This window comes from Salinimicrobium sp. CAU 1759 (assembly GCF_054482715.1).
The window spans coordinates 247,943-265,204 of sequence record NZ_JBTLRK010000003.1 but is presented as its reverse complement, the minus strand read 5'-3'; the positions used below and the strand labels follow the sequence as shown (position 1 = coordinate 265,204).

The 17,262-nt window shown below is 41.3% G+C and carries 18 protein-coding genes; 10 read left to right on the top strand and 8 right to left on the bottom strand.

From position 1 onward, the window contains the following. The first annotated feature begins 193 nt into the window (after window positions 1-193). From tpiA to ACXYMT_RS14440, 3 genes are read left to right on the top strand one after another with little or no spacing between them, the layout of a single operon-like run. Window positions 194-946 carry a triose-phosphate isomerase gene (gene tpiA, locus ACXYMT_RS14450; RefSeq protein WP_459059807.1) on the top strand — a complete coding sequence of 251 codons (753 nt, stop codon included), beginning with the start codon at window positions 194-196 and terminating at the stop codon, window positions 944-946. Window position 947: 1 nt separating this feature from the next. Continuing rightward, entirely contained in the window at window positions 948-1,793 is an 846-nt protein-coding gene (gene prmA / locus ACXYMT_RS14445) for a 50S ribosomal protein L11 methyltransferase (RefSeq protein WP_459059806.1), read from the top strand. Window positions 1,794-1,843: 50 nt separating this feature from the next. Further along, window positions 1,844-2,119 (top strand): ATP-dependent Clp protease adaptor ClpS, encoded by a 276-nt coding sequence (locus ACXYMT_RS14440; RefSeq protein WP_324720610.1) that lies wholly within the window; start codon window positions 1,844-1,846, stop codon window positions 2,117-2,119. Window positions 2,120-2,411: 292 nt separating this feature from the next. On the opposite strand, the gene ACXYMT_RS14435 is transcribed toward ACXYMT_RS14440, so the two are convergent. After that, on the bottom strand, window positions 2,412-2,579 hold the full coding sequence (locus ACXYMT_RS14435) for a hypothetical protein (protein ID WP_459059805.1): 168 nt from the start codon (window positions 2,577-2,579) through the stop codon (window positions 2,412-2,414). 334 nt (window positions 2,580-2,913) lie between these two features. On the opposite strand from ACXYMT_RS14435, the gene ACXYMT_RS14430 reads away from it, so the two are divergent. Continuing rightward, a complete protein-coding gene (locus ACXYMT_RS14430; protein ID WP_459059804.1) occupies window positions 2,914-4,839 on the top strand; it encodes a tetratricopeptide repeat protein in 1,926 nt (641 codons plus the stop codon). A 20-nt stretch (window positions 4,840-4,859) separates the two neighbouring features. Here the strand turns inward: ACXYMT_RS14430 and ACXYMT_RS14425 are convergent, their stop codons facing one another. Continuing rightward, window positions 4,860-5,450: a hypothetical protein gene (locus tag ACXYMT_RS14425; RefSeq protein ID WP_459059803.1), complete on the bottom strand. Its 591-nt coding sequence runs from the start codon at window positions 5,448-5,450 to the stop codon at window positions 4,860-4,862. A 170-nt stretch (window positions 5,451-5,620) separates the two neighbouring features. Here ACXYMT_RS14425 and ACXYMT_RS14420 point away from each other — a divergent pair, with 170 nt between their 5' ends. The 4 genes from ACXYMT_RS14420 to ACXYMT_RS14405 all read left to right on the top strand — a co-directional run bounded on the left by ACXYMT_RS14420 (window position 5,621) and on the right by ACXYMT_RS14405 (window position 9,312). Next, window positions 5,621-7,036: a M20/M25/M40 family metallo-hydrolase gene (locus ACXYMT_RS14420; RefSeq protein WP_459059802.1), complete on the top strand. Its 1,416-nt coding sequence runs from the start codon at window positions 5,621-5,623 to the stop codon at window positions 7,034-7,036. Window positions 7,037-7,102: 66 nt separating this feature from the next. After that, window positions 7,103-8,461, top strand: a complete 1,359-nt coding sequence (locus ACXYMT_RS14415; protein ID WP_459059801.1) for an MATE family efflux transporter — start codon at window positions 7,103-7,105, stop codon at window positions 8,459-8,461. A 29-nt stretch (window positions 8,462-8,490) separates the two neighbouring features. Continuing rightward, window positions 8,491-8,718, top strand: a complete 228-nt coding sequence (locus tag ACXYMT_RS14410; protein ID WP_459059800.1) for a hypothetical protein — start codon at window positions 8,491-8,493, stop codon at window positions 8,716-8,718. A 3-nt stretch (window positions 8,719-8,721) separates the two neighbouring features. Next, on the top strand, window positions 8,722-9,312 hold the full coding sequence (locus tag ACXYMT_RS14405; protein WP_459059799.1) for a phosphatase PAP2 family protein: 591 nt from the start codon (window positions 8,722-8,724) through the stop codon (window positions 9,310-9,312). 144 nt (window positions 9,313-9,456) lie between these two features. On the opposite strand, the gene meaB is transcribed toward ACXYMT_RS14405, so the two are convergent. Beyond that, window positions 9,457-10,533 carry a methylmalonyl Co-A mutase-associated GTPase MeaB gene (meaB, locus tag ACXYMT_RS14400; RefSeq protein WP_459059798.1) on the bottom strand — a complete coding sequence of 359 codons (1,077 nt, stop codon included), beginning with the start codon at window positions 10,531-10,533 and terminating at the stop codon, window positions 9,457-9,459. 74 nt (window positions 10,534-10,607) lie between these two features. On the opposite strand from meaB, the gene ACXYMT_RS14395 reads away from it, so the two are divergent. Further along, window positions 10,608-11,039, top strand: a complete 432-nt coding sequence (locus ACXYMT_RS14395; protein WP_459059797.1) for an organic hydroperoxide resistance protein — start codon at window positions 10,608-10,610, stop codon at window positions 11,037-11,039. Window positions 11,040-11,112: 73 nt separating this feature from the next. Here the strand turns inward: ACXYMT_RS14395 and ACXYMT_RS14390 are convergent, their stop codons facing one another. The 5 genes from ACXYMT_RS14390 to ACXYMT_RS14370 form a co-directional block, all read right to left on the bottom strand. Continuing rightward, window positions 11,113-12,609, bottom strand: coding sequence for a potassium/proton antiporter (locus tag ACXYMT_RS14390; RefSeq protein ID WP_459059796.1), 1,497 nt, complete (start codon window positions 12,607-12,609; stop codon window positions 11,113-11,115). A 65-nt stretch (window positions 12,610-12,674) separates the two neighbouring features. Next, the gene (gene msrA, locus ACXYMT_RS14385; RefSeq protein WP_459059795.1) at window positions 12,675-13,328 is read right to left on the bottom strand and encodes a peptide-methionine (S)-S-oxide reductase MsrA; all 654 of its coding nucleotides are present in this window, start codon (window positions 13,326-13,328) and stop codon (window positions 12,675-12,677) included. A 1-nt stretch (window position 13,329) separates the two neighbouring features. Continuing rightward, window positions 13,330-13,905, bottom strand: coding sequence for a hypothetical protein (locus ACXYMT_RS14380; RefSeq protein ID WP_459059794.1), 576 nt, complete (start codon window positions 13,903-13,905; stop codon window positions 13,330-13,332). Window positions 13,906-14,116: 211 nt separating this feature from the next. Continuing rightward, entirely contained in the window at window positions 14,117-14,896 is a 780-nt protein-coding gene (locus ACXYMT_RS14375; protein WP_459059793.1) for a zinc ribbon domain-containing protein, read from the bottom strand. A 2-nt stretch (window positions 14,897-14,898) separates the two neighbouring features. Next, on the bottom strand, window positions 14,899-15,993 hold the full coding sequence (locus tag ACXYMT_RS14370; protein WP_459059792.1) for a Nif3-like dinuclear metal center hexameric protein: 1,095 nt from the start codon (window positions 15,991-15,993) through the stop codon (window positions 14,899-14,901). 203 nt (window positions 15,994-16,196) lie between these two features. Here ACXYMT_RS14370 and lpxK point away from each other — a divergent pair, with 203 nt between their 5' ends. Continuing rightward, window positions 16,197-17,204: a tetraacyldisaccharide 4'-kinase gene (gene lpxK, locus ACXYMT_RS14365; RefSeq protein ID WP_459059791.1), complete on the top strand. Its 1,008-nt coding sequence runs from the start codon at window positions 16,197-16,199 to the stop codon at window positions 17,202-17,204. Window positions 17,205-17,262: the final 58 nt, after the last annotated feature.

The window sequence follows — 17,262 nt, the reverse complement described above, 5'->3', positions numbered from 1 at the left end:
CACCCTGTTTTTTCAACTTTTTGTTCTAAATCTGCAGGTTCTTCGAGCCTGCAGTCCTATATTTGTATCTATAGCTGGAGAATATTCTTCAGGATCTTAATGTGTTGATTATTAAGAATTTCGGTTGAATTTTATAAAAGTTTTAGCTAGAGCATCAAAATCAGAATATTAACTTACCCTTTAAACAACCATTATGAGAGATAAAATAGTAGCAGGGAATTGGAAAATGAACAATGACCTGGCACAAACTGAGGATTTACTTTCCAACATCAAGAACCTTTATAAAGAAAATGATGGGGTTCGTGTGATTGTAGCACCTTCATATACCAACCTTTATCACACCTTTGAATCTTTAAGGAATTCAAAGATTGAAGTTGCTGCTCAAAATATGAACGAGAATAGCGAAGGAGCTTTTACCGGGGAGGTTTCGGCAAAAATGTTGACCAGCGTGGGAGTAAAAACTGTTATCCTTGGGCATAGTGAACGAAGAGCGATCTTCAAAGAGACAGATGACTTACTGGCTAAGAAAGTCAATGCTGCTCTTGAAAATGATATGGAAGTGATCTTTTGCTGTGGTGAAGAATTAAATGAACGTAAAGCCGATAAACATTTTGAAGTAGTAAAACAACAATTGGAAAAAGGCCTCTTTCATCTTTCTGAAGATCAATGGGAGAAAGTTATAATTGCTTATGAACCTGTTTGGGCCATTGGTACGGGAGAGACCGCTTCCCCGGAACAGGCGCAGGAAATGCATGCATTTATAAGGAAAACTATTTCTGAAAAATTCGGTAGTGAGTTGGCTAATGATGTAGCCATACTTTATGGGGGTAGCGTAAAACCTAGTAATGCCCGGGAGATCTTTGCTAAAGAAGACGTAGACGGCGGACTCATTGGCGGTGCCAGTTTAAAAGCCGAAGACTTTATGGCTATTGCCAATGCCTTTTAATATGAAGAACATGAATTATTTGGAGTTTAAATTTGTAATTGAGCCTCCACAACCAGCATCAGAGATCCTTATTGCCGAATTGGGCATGGCGGGCTTTGAGAGTTTTGTGGAGAATGAAGATGGGATCACTGCCTATATTCCGAAGGAAGAGTACGAGGCAGAAACAATGACGGGAATACATATTCTCCAGTCAAATGAATTCGATATTTCTTTCACCCAAACCGAAATTGAACAGGTGAACTGGAATGTGGAATGGGAAAAGAACTTTCATCCCATTATAGTAAATGAAAAATGTGGAGTAAGAGCACCTTTTCACCCCAAGCCCGATGTCACCTATGACATTGTAATAGAGCCAAAAATGTCATTTGGAACCGGCCATCATGCTACTACTCATATGATGATCGAATTTCTTTTGGAGCATGATCTCGAGGGTAAAAAGGTGCTCGATATGGGGTGTGGTACTGGAGTTTTAGCAATAGTTGCCGAGAAAAGAGGTGCATCTCAAATAGATGCTATTGATATTGATAACTGGTGCTTTCAAAATACTCAGGAGAATGTTGAGCGCAATGAATGTCTAAAGATAGAAGCTTTTGAGGGTGGCGCAGAGCTACTTAAAGATCAACAGTATGACGTCATAATTGCCAATATCAACCGAAATATCCTTCTTGAGGATATGCCAACATATTACAACTGCCTTAATGAGGGAGGAGAACTTTACCTAAGTGGTTTCTACTCAAAAGATATACCTGTTATTAGAGAGGCATGTGAGAAACAGGGACTGGAATATAATGACTACAAAGAACGGGAAGAATGGGTGGCTTTAAGATTTCTTAAAAAGAATGATTAGAAAGAAATTATTATATTTAAACCCTGTTTTTCCAATGAAAAGGATTGATTATGAGTACACAAGAAGAAGTTCTTGAGAAGAAGAAGGTCGAAAGCAAGGAATCCAAACTGCATGAGATCGTTTTATATAACGATGACTACAATACCTTTGACCATGTTATAGAAACATTGATCATTGCATGTGATCACACCCCCGAGCAAGCCGAACAATGTTCTTTACTGGTACATTACAAAGGTAAGTGTACAGTAAAAACCGGGACTTATAAAGACCTTGAACCTAGATGTGGAAAACTTCTTGAGGAAGGCCTAACGGCAGAGATAGTTTAAAATTTCAGGAAGTAGAATTAAAAAGGGTAGGAGCATAAACTCCTGCCCTTTTTGTTTTTAATATTATTGAGCCGATAAGTTGAAAAAGGATATTGTAACGGAATCAGCTTTATCAGGTTCTATTATGATTATTAGTTATACCTGGATTTCATCTCACTGGTTGTTTTGCCTCCAATAATTAGAAACTGAAGGGGTAAAAAATATCTAAGAAAAAGGGCTCTTGAAAAAACATGAGGAAAATTAATTCCTGAACCTCAGAAGCATAAAAAACGTCTTTTGGCTTTTTAATCCTTTATTCGGTTTCTGAAGTGGATTTTCTACGGGAATCGCGCTGCATCATTCGGCGATATTGGTCTGTATATCCCCAGTCTTTTCTTCTTGTACTTTTAGTTTCATCTGATTTTTCAGTAGATGAACTTATTCTTCGGGTCCTGTTCCAGGAAAATGTTTTGTCACTCATGATAGTAAGTTTAAAGTGATTATTCAGTTTGAATTAAGGAATTTTGGTTACCTCTTCCAGCGGATGAAGTAGCTTTTCTCAAAGTTATTAAAGGATTGGCTTTGAAAAATTGACCCTTACTCCTTTAACTTATTTTTAGCCTATTTTATTTTTTTAACCTGAACGTTATGATTAATGAGAATAATTGATTTTTAGCTCTTTATTGTTTAAAATCAACCGTGGATCATATGAAATTTTATAATTTTTATATTGATTCATTAAAGAGAAGAGCATTTCATTACACTTTATTTAACTTCCCAAAGGTTTGTTAACGCTTTTTCTTATGTTTGTGGTTATGAAAAAAGCTGCTGAATTCTCCTTTCTTTTACTTTTCTGCCTCACGTTTTTAATTGGTTGTGGAGGCGAGGAAAAGGAGGAGCTTCCGGTTGCTCCTGAACCGGGTACCGCAGGTTATTTTTATTTACTGGGTCTTGATACATCAAACATTGAAAAGAAGTTAGGGCTTTATAACAAAGGTTTAGCGGCAATAAAAGACAAGAGGGATTCTTCACTGGTTGCACTTCTGGATGGGAAGATATATGCTTACACGCGATTGGGAATTGAAGACAGTATTGATTTTTGGATCGACAGTTTAATTTCGGCGGCAGAATTTCAGGGAGATCTCTTCTACCAGGCCAAAGGATATTACAGAAAGTCCTGGTCTTTCCAAAATGTCAATCCCGAGGAACAATTCAGAAACGCTTACTATTCACGTAATCTGTATTTAAAATACGGGGACACCTCCTTAGCCGGAAGGCGCTCTCTTGATATGGCTCATGCTCAATATGGATATGGAGACTTTGCAGGAAGTCAGGAATCTGCCATAGAGGCGCTAAAATATCTTGATGCCGAAAATGATCCCCATTATGTGAGTTCTGCATACAATGTACTGGGGCTTACCTATGGAGAGCAAAAACTCTATTCAGAAGCACTTAAGGAGTATAATAATGCGTTGAGGTATGCTGTTAATCGCAAAGATAGTCTTAGCTATTTGCATAACATTGCTCTTCTTCACAAGAATCAGGAAAATTATTCAGAAGCGACTCAAATTTTCCGGGAGATCATACGATCTGATGAAGCCAGTGAAATTTCCCAGATAAGATTTAGAGATAATTACGCTTTCATGCGTTGGTTGCAGGATCCTACTTGTGAAGCCGATAAGGTCATGCTGCAAGCTCTTGAGCAAAGACAAAAAATTGGGGATTTAGAAGGAACTCAGACTAGTTATTCTCATTTATCGGACTTCTATAGGAATAAAGATCCAGGGTTATCTCAGTTTTATGCTGAAAAGTACCTGGAAGTAGCAAAGACATTATCCAATCCTGCCGCAGAGGTTGAAGCCCTTAGTAGGCTTATTCCTCTCACAGAGGGCAGGGATGAGGATGAGTACGTACAGCGATATCTTTTCTTAAGTGACAGTCTTAAAGAAGCCAATCTGCGACTCAAATATCAATTTGCCAAAATAAGGTTTGATGAGGAGAGGAAGGAACAACAGATTAGTCTTTTACAAGCTGAGAATCTTACCCAAAACTTAAGAACAGAGAAGTTGCGAACCAGCAATATCATCAGTTCTCTTATTGCCCTGTTGATCCTGCTTTTCGCTGTCGGACTTTTCTATTATTTCAGGCAGCGGGGGAGAAGAGAAAAGGTAAAGCAAATATACCTTACCGAAAGTCGGATATCCAGGAGGATACATGACGAATTGGCCAATGATATTTACCACGTCATGAGTTCCCTGGAAACAGTCGCACCTTTGCCCATGATCGATAAACTGGAGAGGATCTATCAACGCACACGTGATTTCTCACGAGAAAACAGTGAGATCGTGACCGGAGCCGAATTCTTAAAGGGGCTCCTTAATATGTTATCTGGAACTGTGCCTACTGGAACAAAACTAATAATTCGAGGGGAAGACACTATTGATTGGAATAAATTAGAGCCCGAAAAGAAGATAGTCGTCTATAGAGTACTTCAGGAGATGGTGGTGAATATGAAGAAACATAGTAAGGCGAAACTTGTAGCTCTTGTTTTCTCTAAAGAAGGGAAGCAAATAAAGATCAGTTATTCAGATAATGGTGTAGGAGCAGAAAAAATGGTGTTGGAAAATGGTAATGGCATCAAAAATCTAAAGGACCGCCTAAAAACTATTAAAGGAAATGCCATTTTTGAAAGTGCAGATAAAGGCGTGAAAGCTGAATTCTATATTCCTCTCAAATCCTGAAAATTTAGTTTCCTGATTTTCTACTGTTCCTTTGGCGGTGGAGTATATCTTAGGAAATACATTTTGTCCCCGCTGGGATGATCCCATTCGTTGAACAATTCAAATCCATAGCGTCTATAGGCAAGGCTTATTCTTCTTATTCTTGTTTCGGCATATATTGGAAGTTGTAGGTCTTTGGCGATGGCATAGAATTGATTTTTCATGTCATAGGCCGTCTTTGCGTCGTCACTCCCCCTGGCATCACTAAGAATTCCCCAGAACCAACAGTATAGGTAATCCCCTTCCTTTGGACGCTGAGCCTTCACATACTCCTGTACCTTCATAGCTTTTAAGCCCTTCTTAATACCTGTAACATTCCAGGCAAGTTTAAGGTCCATAATAAGATCCTTCCAAAAATTTTTGTCTTTGCTATTGGTCTTAAAAAGAATTGCAATTCCCTTTCCATCGGGAGAAGTAATGAGAGCATCCTTTTCTATGGCTTTTTCAACCATGTATTTAGCCAGGTAACGAAATCTCTTTTCTTTCTTAGAATCATCCTTAACGATCTCCATTGAAGTAGGGATTTCCTGTAATAAAGTAGAGACGTTATTGATTATTTGCTGCTTATCCAAGGGGCTGAAAATTTTTCCGAAAGATAGAAAATTGAATGCAGTTTAACTTCCGGCAAAAAGGAAATATTTGCAGCATTATTTTTCAATCCTAAAAAATTTGTTCAAACAATTGTCATTTTTGAACAGGTTTGGAATGGTTTTTTACATTTGTTCTTCCTTATCAAAGTCTTATGAAAAAAATTGTTGCCCTATTTCTCGTTTTAAGTGCGATGAATACCTTCGCCCAATCTACCATTCAACAGGATTCCATGGCTCTTAGAAAGCTCTACGACATGTCCCTGCTCAATGGTCAAAGTTATGCCTGGCTTGACCATCTTTCCAACAACATTGGAGGTCGGCTTTCGGGTTCTGTGAATGCTCAGCGTGCTGTGGAGTACACAAAGGCTGAATTGGAAAAACTTGGGCTGGATCGGGTATGGTTACAACCGGTTATGGTACCAAAGTGGACTCGTGGTAATCCTGAATATGCTTATGTGCAAACTCCGGGAGGACCTTCCAATACTGTAAATATTCTCGCTTTGGGTGGTTCTGTTGCTACTCCCGATACAGGTCTTCGTGCAAAGGTGATCGAAGTGCAGGGGATAGAAGATCTTGCAAGGTATGGTAGGGAGGAGATTGAAGGAAAGATAGTTTTTTATAACCGGCCTATGCGTGCAGATCTTATTCACACTTTTGAAGCTTATGGAGGATGTGTGGACCAGCGTTATTCCGGCGCGGCCGAAGCTGCCAAATATGGTGCAGTAGGTGTGATCGTTCGTTCTCTTTCTCACAAGATCGATGATTATCCACATACCGGCTCTATGAGCTACGGTGACCTGCCAAACAACAAAAGAATTCCTGCGGCTGCAATAAGCACTAAAGACGCCGAATATCTTAGCGGGATGCTAAAGCTTAACAAGGATCTTGATTTTTACTATAAAATGAGTTGCCGAAATTTCGAAGATGTAGAATCCTATAATGTTATTGGGGAGATCAAAGGGAGTGAACGTCCAGATGAGATCATTGTAGTAGGAGGTCATCTGGATTCCTGGGATGTTGGTGATGGTTCACACGATGATGGCGCGGGAGTGGTTCAATCTATGGAAGTTTTAAGGCTTTTTAAGGAAGCCGGGATCAAACCTAAAAGAACAATTCGGGTAGTTCTTTTTATGAATGAAGAAAATGGTCTTAGGGGCGGAAACAAATATGCCGAAGTAGCCAAAAGGAATAAGGAAAATCACATCTTCGCCTTAGAAAGTGATGCCGGAGGTTTTACCCCCCGCGGGTTCTCTTTTGATGCCCGGGATTCTCAGTTCGAAAAAATCCAGAGCTGGAAACCTCTTTTTGAACCCTACCTTATCCATTATTTTGCAAGAGGTAGTAGCGGTGCCGATATAGGCCCGTTGAAGAACGGAAGTACAGTTCTCGCCGGACTGCGTCCTGATTCTCAACGTTATTTTGACCATCACCATGCCGCTACAGATACATTTGATGCCGTAAACAAGCGGGAATTGGAATTGGGAGCAGCTACTATGGCTTCCCTGGTTTACCTGGTTGATCAATATGGTTTTGATGGCATTCAAAATGATCCCGAGATCCTGAAATAAAAAGAATTGCCGGGCTTGTGTCCCGGCAATTAAACTTTCTATCTTTGCAGCCTTAAACTACAAGGCTTGCAGCTCACTGCCTACACAAAAGAATTTAGTAAGAACCTGAACATCGCTTATCCTGTGATGCTCGGGCAGTTGGGACATGTAATGGTTGGCCTGGCCGATAATATTATGGTGGGGCAACTTGGAGCCGCACCACTTGCAGCTGTTTCGCTGGGGAACAGTCTCGTTTTTATAGCCTTGTCCTTGGGAATAGGATTTTCTTTTGCCATTACTCCTTTGATCGCTGAAGCCGATGGAGCAGGAGACATTGAGACCGGTAAGAGCTATTTCCATCACGGTATCATTATGTGCGGGATCAATGGACTCTTTTTATTTATCCTGCTGTTACTGGCTAAGCCCATTCTGTACCACCTGGATCAACCCCCAGAAGTCGTGGACCTGGCAATTCCATATTTGGAGATCGTAGCTTTTTCTATGATCCCGCTTATGTTTTTTCAGGCTTACAAACAGTTTGCCGATGGACTTTCCCAAACCCGCTATGCCATGTACGCTACATTAATAGCCAATGTGGTAAACGTGGTGTTCAACTATCTGCTCATCTATGGGATCTGGATATTTCCACGGCTCGAGCTTGAAGGCGCCGCCTGGGGAACTCTAATCTCAAGATTCTTCATGTTGTGGTTTGTTTGGGAGATCCTAAGGAGGAAGAAAAAGTTCCGGAAGTACTTTGAATGGTCCCGAAAAGAACTGCTTAAAATTGACATTTTTAAGAGGTTATTTGCTTTAGGTTTTCCAACTGCTCTACAAATGCTGTTTGAAGTGGCGATCTTTACAGCCACAGTTTTTCTTGCCGGCACTTTAGGAACTAATCCGCAGGCAGCAAATCAAATAGCACTTAATCTGGCCTCCATGACTTTCATGGTCGCTGTGGGACTGGGAGTGACGGCAACTATAAGAGTTGGCAACCAGAAAGGAAAGGCCAATTTTTATGAATTACGGCGAATAGCCTTTTCTACCTTTTTGTTGGTCTTCCTTATCGAAGCAGTGTTTGCTGTTGGTTTTATCGTGCTCAAAGATTGGCTGCCCACCCTCTATATTGACAATATGGAAGTGATCTTACTGGCAGCGCAACTGCTGGTTGTGGCAGCTTTATTTCAGCTAAGTGACGGGATGCAGGTAGTGATACTGGGGGCGCTTAGAGGGCTGCAGGATGTAAAATTCCCCACACTTATCTGTTTTATTGCCTACTGGATCATAGGATTTCCCGTCTCCTGGTATTTAGGAAAAGAATCGGCTCTGGGCAGTATGGGTATCTGGTTAGGATTATTGGCCGGGCTTAGCGCATCAGCATTAATGTTGTATCTTCGATTCAATTATTTAAGTAAAAAATTACTTTTTTCGGCAGGTGCTTCGGGCTAGCCGGAAAGAATCAAATTATATTAGTAACTATGGATTTTCCGAAATTTCTACTGGGTGATAATACAGATTATCCCGATGCTATCTTTATAGTGCATACCGAATATCCCCGCTTTATTCTAAACCTTGAGAACGATGAGGTAGAATGGCTGGAAGATTTTGATGCAGCCGATGAAAAGGAACTAGCTTCTGAAGCCGAAGGGCTTATTCAACAGGCGACTAATTTCTATGACCGCGAGATTTCGAGATACGAGGACTAAGTCATGGAACAGCTGGTAGAACTGGATCAGGAAATCTTTCTGTTTCTGAATAATCTCGGAAATCCTTCCTGGGATAATTTCTGGAATTTTATCACCAACAAATTTGCTTCTATACCGTTCTATGCGCTGCTAGTCTTTTTTCTTTACAAAGCTTTGGGTTGGAAGAAAACCTTGCTCAGTTTAGTGCTTGTGGCGGCTGTGATCACCTCTACAGATCAGCTTTCTAACGTTTTTAAGCATTTTTTTGAACGACCCCGACCCTGCAGACAGGAAGGGGTTATGGAATATGCCCGTTTCGTTGCTGTGCGTTGCGGACGGTTTGGCTACTTTTCTGCACATGCGGCCAGTTCGGCAGCATTGGTGATATTTCTGGGGTTAATTCTAAAAAACTATTGGAAGCACATTTTTGCAGTGCTCGTTGTGTGGGGGCTAATGGTATCTTATAGCCGGATCTATATAGGAGTTCATTATCCCGGGGATATACTTACTGGTTGGATCTTTGGTATTGTGATAGGTTATTTGTTCTACAGGCTTTTCCTGTTTTTGCTGAAGAAATTTTTTACTCCTTCCGCTGCAGAAGATAGAACTGCCTGATCAATCTGTCTTTGTATCCCGAAGCTTCAGGACTTACGTAGTTGAGATCGTATCTCCTGGAAGAGAGCACCTCAAAATCCCTTTTTAGAATATCTATTAAAGCGGAATCTTTTTCCTGAAGAGATGTGGCTCATGGAAAATTTTCTATAACTCGCGGTAACGCTGCAATAAATAGTTAGCTGCTTCAAATGGGGTGGTCTCATTATTCTCCAAAGCTTCGATTTGTTCGCTAAGTAATTTCTTTATTTCCGGCTGATTGTAAAACCGACTTTTGAGATGTTCATTGATCGTCTGTAATAGCCAGAATTTATTCTGTTCATGTCGCTTTTTATCGAAATTTCCGCTTTCTTTCATTTTCTGCTCATAGTCTGAAATGAGCTCCCAAACTTCAGCAATCCCTTCTTTGTAGTAGGCACTGCACAACAAGACCTTCGGCTGCCATCCGCTCTCTTTTGCAGGATATAAATGTAATGCCCGGCGAAATTCTGCCCGGGCTCTTTCTGCAGGTTTCAGGTTTTCACCATCGGCTTTGTTGATCACTATTGCATCGGCCATTTCCATTATTCCGCGTTTGATCCCCTGGAGTTCGTCACCGGCTCCTGCGAGTTTCAACAGTAAAAAAAAATCCGTCATACTGTGCACGGTGGTCTCGCTTTGCCCAACGCCAACAGTCTCGATGAGCAATGTATCAAAACCTGCAGCCTCGCATAAAATGATCGTCTCCCGTGTCTTTTTTGCTACTCCACCAAGAGAATCTCCGGAAGGAGAAGGCCTGATAAAAGCATTTTTGTGATTTACCAGCGTCTCCATTCTGGTCTTGTCCCCCAGGATGCTTCCACCCGAAATAGAACTGGTGGGATCTACTGCCAGCACCGCAACCTTTTTACCGGCATCGGCAAGATGTCCGCCAAAAGCTTCAATGAAAGTGCTTTTCCCAACTCCCGGAACTCCTGTGATCCCTATTCGAATTGAATCATTTGCAAATGGCAAACATTTCTCAATGAGTTGTGATGCCTTCTCCTGTTGCTTTGGCTGATTAGTTTCAACCAGCGTAATTCCCTGGCTCAAAGCTGATTTATCTCCTGCTCTTAACTTTTCAAAAAGGTCATCTACAGTCACTTCTTTTCTTCGGGAATCCCTTATTTTTTTCGCCATTGCGGTATTAACTTCCGAGGAAGGGCGACTGCCTTCTTTTTCATGTAAAGCCGATGGTTTTTTCAAAACAGGGAATAAGTTTTTAGGTGGAGATCTTATTTGTATATTGAAGTACTAAAATAATAAAATAAAAGATCATTATGAAGACATTGTATACCGGCGTAGCCACCACAACAGGCGGGAGAGAAGGAAGTGTAAGGAGTGACGATGGAATTTTAGATTTAGAACTTAGTAAGCCAAAATCCATGGGCGGGAAAGGTGAAGAAAAAACCAATCCCGAACAACTTTTTGCTGCAGCATATTCTGCCTGCTACGGTAGTGCCCTTCAGGCTATGGCAAAAAAGCACAAGGTAGATCTTGGAGATTTTTCAGTTACAGCTTCAGTAGAGCTTGGAACAACCGAAGAGGGAGATCTGCAACTTTCAGTCATTCTTGACTCCTATATCCCGGGAGTTGATGTGGAAACCGGTGAAAAGCTGGTAAATGAAGCACATGAGATTTGCCCTTATTCCAGGGCTACGCGAGATAATATTGATGTAACTCTTAATCTTATGCTAGATGAGGAGGACTAAGGTCCTTCTACTACCTAATAACACTAAGGGCATTGAAAAATGCCCTTTTTTGATGGTCTTGTCTCAACAATTTCTACAGATTATCTTCATCATCTGTATCGGGATTGTATGCGAGATGTAAGCTGTTATACACGGCTTCCACGTTCCTTTGATTTTCCATTAAGACGATCAAAGTATCATCTTCCTCAATTTGAGTTGCTCCGTTTGGTGTTAAAAATTGCCCGTTCCTGGAGATCATTGCTATAATGGCGTTTCTCGGAAAATGCAAGTCTACAATTCTCTTTCCTACCGAAAAATTATCTGGTGGTATAGTGATCTCTCTAATGAGTGACTTTGTGCCATCGGCAAGAAAAGCATCGACAGGGGATATCTTTTTTGCCTTTTTTGGAAGGGCAACATGCAGCCAGTGGGCAACTTTAGATAAAGTCGTTCCCTGTATAAGGACAGAGGTGAGGGAAACGAAGAATACAATATTGAAGATCATGTGCGCCTTTTCAATACCTGCGAGAAGGGGGTAGGTAGCAAAAACTATAGGCACCGCACCTCTAAGGCCCACCCATGATATATACCAGCGGCGGCGCATTTTCATTTTAAAGGGGGCGAGGCTAAGAAATACCCCTATAGGCCTCGCAATAAGAATAAGAAATCCTGAAATAAGAATACCCAGTCCAATTACCGGAAGTATATCGCTTGGAAAGACCAGCAGTCCCAAAGTGAGGAAGAGGACTATCTGCATTAGCCAGGCTACCCCGTCAAAGAACCGCATGATCGTTTTCTTATGGATAAGGTCTTGATTTCCCAAGTAAACACCAGCCAGATAAACAGCTAAAAAACCGTTTCCGCCAAGTCTATCGGTTGCCGAAAAAGCCAGAAACATAAGGGCGATTGCCAGCACCGGGTAAAGTCCTTCAAAATCGAGGGTGATTTTATTAATGATCATTTTACTCAGCTTTCCGAAGAGAAAACCAAGAGCAGCTCCAATAAGTATCTGCTTCAGAAAAAGAGGAACTATTGAAAGCAGGCTTTGATCCTGATTTACCACCAATCCCAGGAAAGCTATAGTCAAGAAGTAAGCCATTGGATCGTTACTTCCACTCTCCAGCTCAAGGGTTGGTCTAAGATTGGCCTTGAGGGCCATATTTTTCGAACGCAGAATAGAGAAAACGGCAGCGGCATCTGTTGAAGAGACAATAGCACCTAGAAGCAGGCCTTCATAGATGCTGAAATCTGTGATTGCCCATACGAATGTTCCTAAAGAAACGGCAGTGAAAAGAACTCCAAGGGTGGAAAGGGATATACCGTGCCACAGTATAGGTTTGATACTACGCCAGTTCGTGTCCAATCCCCCTGAAAACAGAATGAAGTTTAAAGAAACTATCCCGACGAACTGGGCCAGCTGTGGGTCATCAAATTCAATCTGTCCAATTCCTTCAGATCCCGCCAGCATTCCTACAGAAAGGAATAAGATAAGAGTGGGTACGCCAAATTTGTAGGAGGTTTTCCCTGCAAGAATACTTATGAGCAGCAGTAGGGAACCTATAAGCAATACATTCTCTGTGGTAATACCCATACGTGGTGAGGCTTATTCAAGTTTCCGCAAAGAAAGCTAATTTTAACTTTTTTGGAAGCTTATTCCTATTGGTTTTCCTTGAGTAGCTGCGGAAATTTCTTTTTAAACCTGTTTAATCGGGGAACTGAAACATTTTTAATGTATGGATTATTGGGATTATACTTTTTGTAATCCTGGTGATAATCTTCTGCTTTCCAAAATTTTTGGAAGGGCAGTACCTCTACGGCAATAGCTTTTTTATATTCTCCAGCCAGTTCCTTCATTTTTTGCTCTATAATCTTCTTTTGCTCCTGGTTTTGATAAAAAATTATGGAGCGGTATTGAGAACCCATGTCCGGTCCCTGGCCGTTCTTTTGCGTGGGATCCATAGAACCAAAGTAGACATCTGTAAGAGTGGCAAAATCAACGACCTGGGGGTCGTAAATCACTTCAACTGCTTCAGCATGACCGGTGCGACCGGTGTTGCTCTCTTCATAGGTTGGATTTTTTGTATGTCCTCCGGAGTATCCTGAAACAGCCTCTTTTACTCCAATCACACTTTCGAAAACAGCTTCTACACACCAAAAGCAGCCGCTGGCAAAATATGCCTTTTTAAGACCATCCTGCACAGGAACTTCTACCGGTTCGGCATTGGCAATTTCGGGCAAAGTCACTGTTTCGCCTGAAGAATTTCCACAGGCAGTAAAACTAATAAGCAGTGTCAAAAGCAAATACTTCATTCTAATCTTTTTTATAAATTCCTTCTAATGTTTTTTTGCCGTACAAGGCATAGTCTGTTATGACTTCTCCATTCTTTGAAAACCCAAGCCAGTCGAGTTTTGCGCTGCCGTCTGGTTGAAAGGTGAGCGTTGCTACGGGAGTGTTGGTATCAAATTCCTTCCAGGGTAGAGATCTATCCGGAGATAGTTCCCTGCCGGAGCCAACAAAATAAACATCGGCAGTGTTATCTCCTGTTTTTTGACAACGGGCATTCATATATACCTTGTCCTTGGTTATGCACCACTCCGTCGCTCGGTCGTAAGCAATTTCAATACAATTACAGTTGCAATCATCGGCAGCCTTGTCCTTGATCATCTTTCGATAACGTCCGTGATTTACTGCGATGGGGTCAGGTGCAGTACGCAGTTCTTCTTTTTCTGTTTGCATTGCATCCCTTTCCTCCTGAATATTTCCCGGAGGCAAAGTATCTGCACTAATTGTATCCGGATCAATTTTTTCTGAAGTATTAGACGTGTTGCTCTTCCCGTCATTACAGGAATATATCACAACTAAAATAATGAAAAGTAGATTTTTCATAGCTGTAGGTTTATTCTTTAAAGGTACAGCATACAGATTAGATTATTGTGAAACAGATGTTAACGGGAAAAGATTCAAGCCCGCCAGGCTTCGAACAAGATCCAGGACTAAAATGTTTGCTAGTCCTGATACCAACACTGGAATCACAAACTTATATCAACAAAAAACCCTTCACTTTTGTGAAGGGTTCAAGTATTGGTATAGACTTTAATTAGAAGCTTTGAAAAAGCTCATTCATTTTTTGTCTTTCTTCCTGGGCAAGTTCTTCGTCTACAAGGATTCGGCCACTGTGCTCATCTGTAATGATCTTTCTGCGACCTGCGATCTCCATAATGACCTGTGGCGGGATGGTGAAGAAAGATCCACCTGAAGCTCCTCTTTCAACAGGAACTACTGCAAGACCGTTCTTTACGCTACTGCGAATTCTTTTGTAAGCATTAACCAGGCGCTCTTCGATCTGCTTTTCAAATTCTTTTGACTTGTCCAGAAGTGCTTTTTCCTCTTTTTCAGTTTCAGCAAGAATTTCATCAAGTTCACCTTTTTTGTGATCCAGGTGCTTTTGTCTTTCTTCAAGACGTCCTTTGGTTTGCTCGATCACCTCTTTTTTCTGCTCGATCTGAGCCCGGTATTCCTTGATCTGCTTTTCAGCCAGCTCTATTTCCAGCTCCTGAAATTCAATTTCCTTGGAAAGCGCATTGAATTCGCGATTGTTACGCACATTCTTTTGCTGCTCATTATATTTTTTGATCAATGCTTTAGCATCTTCAATCAATACTTTCTTTGTGTTGATATCCTGATCGATCACTTCAAGGTCGGCATCCATTTTTTCCAAACGGGTGTTAAGGCCTGCTACTTCATCTTCTAAATCTTCTACCTCAAGCGGAAGTTCACCTCGCACGTTTCTTATCTCATCCACGCGGGAATCTATAAGTTGAAGATCGTACAACGCTCTTAACTTCTCTTCTACAGTAACATCGGATTTTTTTGCCATAGTTAAAAATACTTGATAGGATTGGTATCTGTGTTTGATAAAACGACTGCAAAATTAGCAAATTTTTTCTTAAGAAAAGAGGCTAACAAGTTTTTTGTGTACTGCTCACTTTCATAGTGCCCAATGTCTGCCAGCACCAGTTTTTGCTCGGCTTTGTAGAAATCGTGATACTTGAGATCGGCCGTGATGAAAATATCTGCTCCCGCTGCAGCTGCCTTTTCAATTGCAAAGCTTCCGCTGCCACCCAGAACAGCTACTTTTTTGATCGGCTTTTCAAGCAATTTTGAATGTCTTATACAGCCGGTTCCAAAAGTGTTTTTTACCTGCTTTAAAAAGTTCCTTTCATCCAGCTCTTCTTCAAGTTCCCCTATCATGCCAATCCCAATATGCTGATTTACGTTTTCGAGACTGGTCACTTCGTAAGCCACTTCTTCATAAGGGTGCCGCTCAAAAAGGGCTTTTAAGATGACCTTTTCAAGATGCTTCGGAAAAGTCACTCCAATCTGGACCTCTTCCTCATAATGTGTTTCTCCTTTTCTGCCGATCACCGGATTTGATTCCTCATTTCCACGGAAAGAACCGCTGCCAAGGAGATTGAAACTACAATGGTCATAATTTCCAATGGTGCCCGCTCCCGCTGCAAAAAGGGCTTCTCGAACGCTGGCTGCATCCTTTTTGGGAACAAACGTGGTCAATTTTTTGATGGTTCCAGGTTGAGGGATAAGGATCTTGCGCTTTTTTAATCCCAGTTGTTCGCAGATCATATCATTTACTCCCTTAAAGCTATTATCTAAAGCTGTATGAATTGCATAGATTGCAATGTCGTTCTTTATTGCCTTCAGCACGGTCCTCTCCACATAATTGCTGCCGGTAAGTCTCTTAAGACCAGAAAAGATAATCGGGTGAAAGCTAAGGATAAGGTTGCAGTCCTTCTCAAGTGCCTCATCTACTACGTCTTCAAGTGTGTCCAATGTGACTAAAACGCCGGTGACTTCATTTTGTAGAGAGCCGGTTAATAAACCTACATTGTCGAAACCTTCGGCATAGGCAGTAGGCGCAAATTTTTCTATTTCGGTTATGATATTCTGTATGATCATGATCTTGATTTTGCTGAAGAATCCAAAGATAAAAATTCTAAGGCCAACAGAGAGATCTGGTGAAACTACCTTTAACGCCGAAATTTTCTATCAAAGGACTTCTGCAGTAGGGTTCCAAAAAGGGCAAAATTTAACTATCTTATTTCTTACCCATATTTCAAATATCTTATTTCTGTTTCAGGAAAAAAATTACCTTCGCGGTCATGTCTGCAAGAAAGTTTCTTTACCCATTTTCAATCGTATACGGCTCCGTGATGCGCGTACGCAACAAGCTGTATGACCATGGAATTTTACCCTCAAAACGCTATGACCTGCCGGTAATAGCCGTGGGCAATTTAAGCGTGGGTGGTACCGGGAAATCGCCTATGGTGGAATATCTCGCAGAATTGCTTCGGAAGGAGTACAGAGTGGCAACCTTAAGCCGAGGTTACAGAAGAAACAGCAGTGGATACATCTTGCTCACCGGCCAGGAAACTGCGACAGAAGTAGGGGATGAACCCTTGCAGTTCAAGCAGAAATTCCCTCACGTCATGGTGGCTGTAGACGAGAGCCGCACTAATGGCATTGAAGAATTACTAAGTGAAAAACCACAACCCGAAGTGGTGCTTCTTGATGATGCCTACCAACACAGGCGGGTTACTGCAGGATTATATCTTCTGCTTACCTCGTATTCCAAACTTTATAGGAACGACCTTGTGTTACCTGCAGGAAATTTGCGGGAGCCTGCATCGGGTGCTAAGAGAGCGAAGATCATTGTGGTCACAAAATGTCCTCCTGATCTTGATATGGAGGAGCAGATGGAGATTATCAAAAAATTAAAGCCAAAAGCGGGGCAGGAGGTTTTCTTCAGTACTATTCAATACAGTGAGTCGGTTTTTGGAAGGAATAGGTCCTTTACATTAAAGGAGCTGAAAAATATTCATTTTACACTGGTCACCGGAATTGCAAATCCGCTGCCTCTGGTCAAATTCCTCCGGGAGCAGGGATTGCAATTTGACCACAAGGCTTATAAAGATCATCACAACTTCACAGAGTCGGAGTTAAGGGAATTGCAGCACGAGGAACTTATAATCACTACTGAAAAAGATTATATGCGGCTCAAAAATGAGATTTCCAGGGAGAAAATATTTTACTTGCCCATCAAAACCGGTTTTCTTCACCGGGAAGAGGACTTTAATCATGTGATCCTGAATTACGTGCAAAAAAAATGAGACCTGTTACAGTCTCATTCTTTATATTTTTGGCTAATTCAAACTATCTCTTACAATA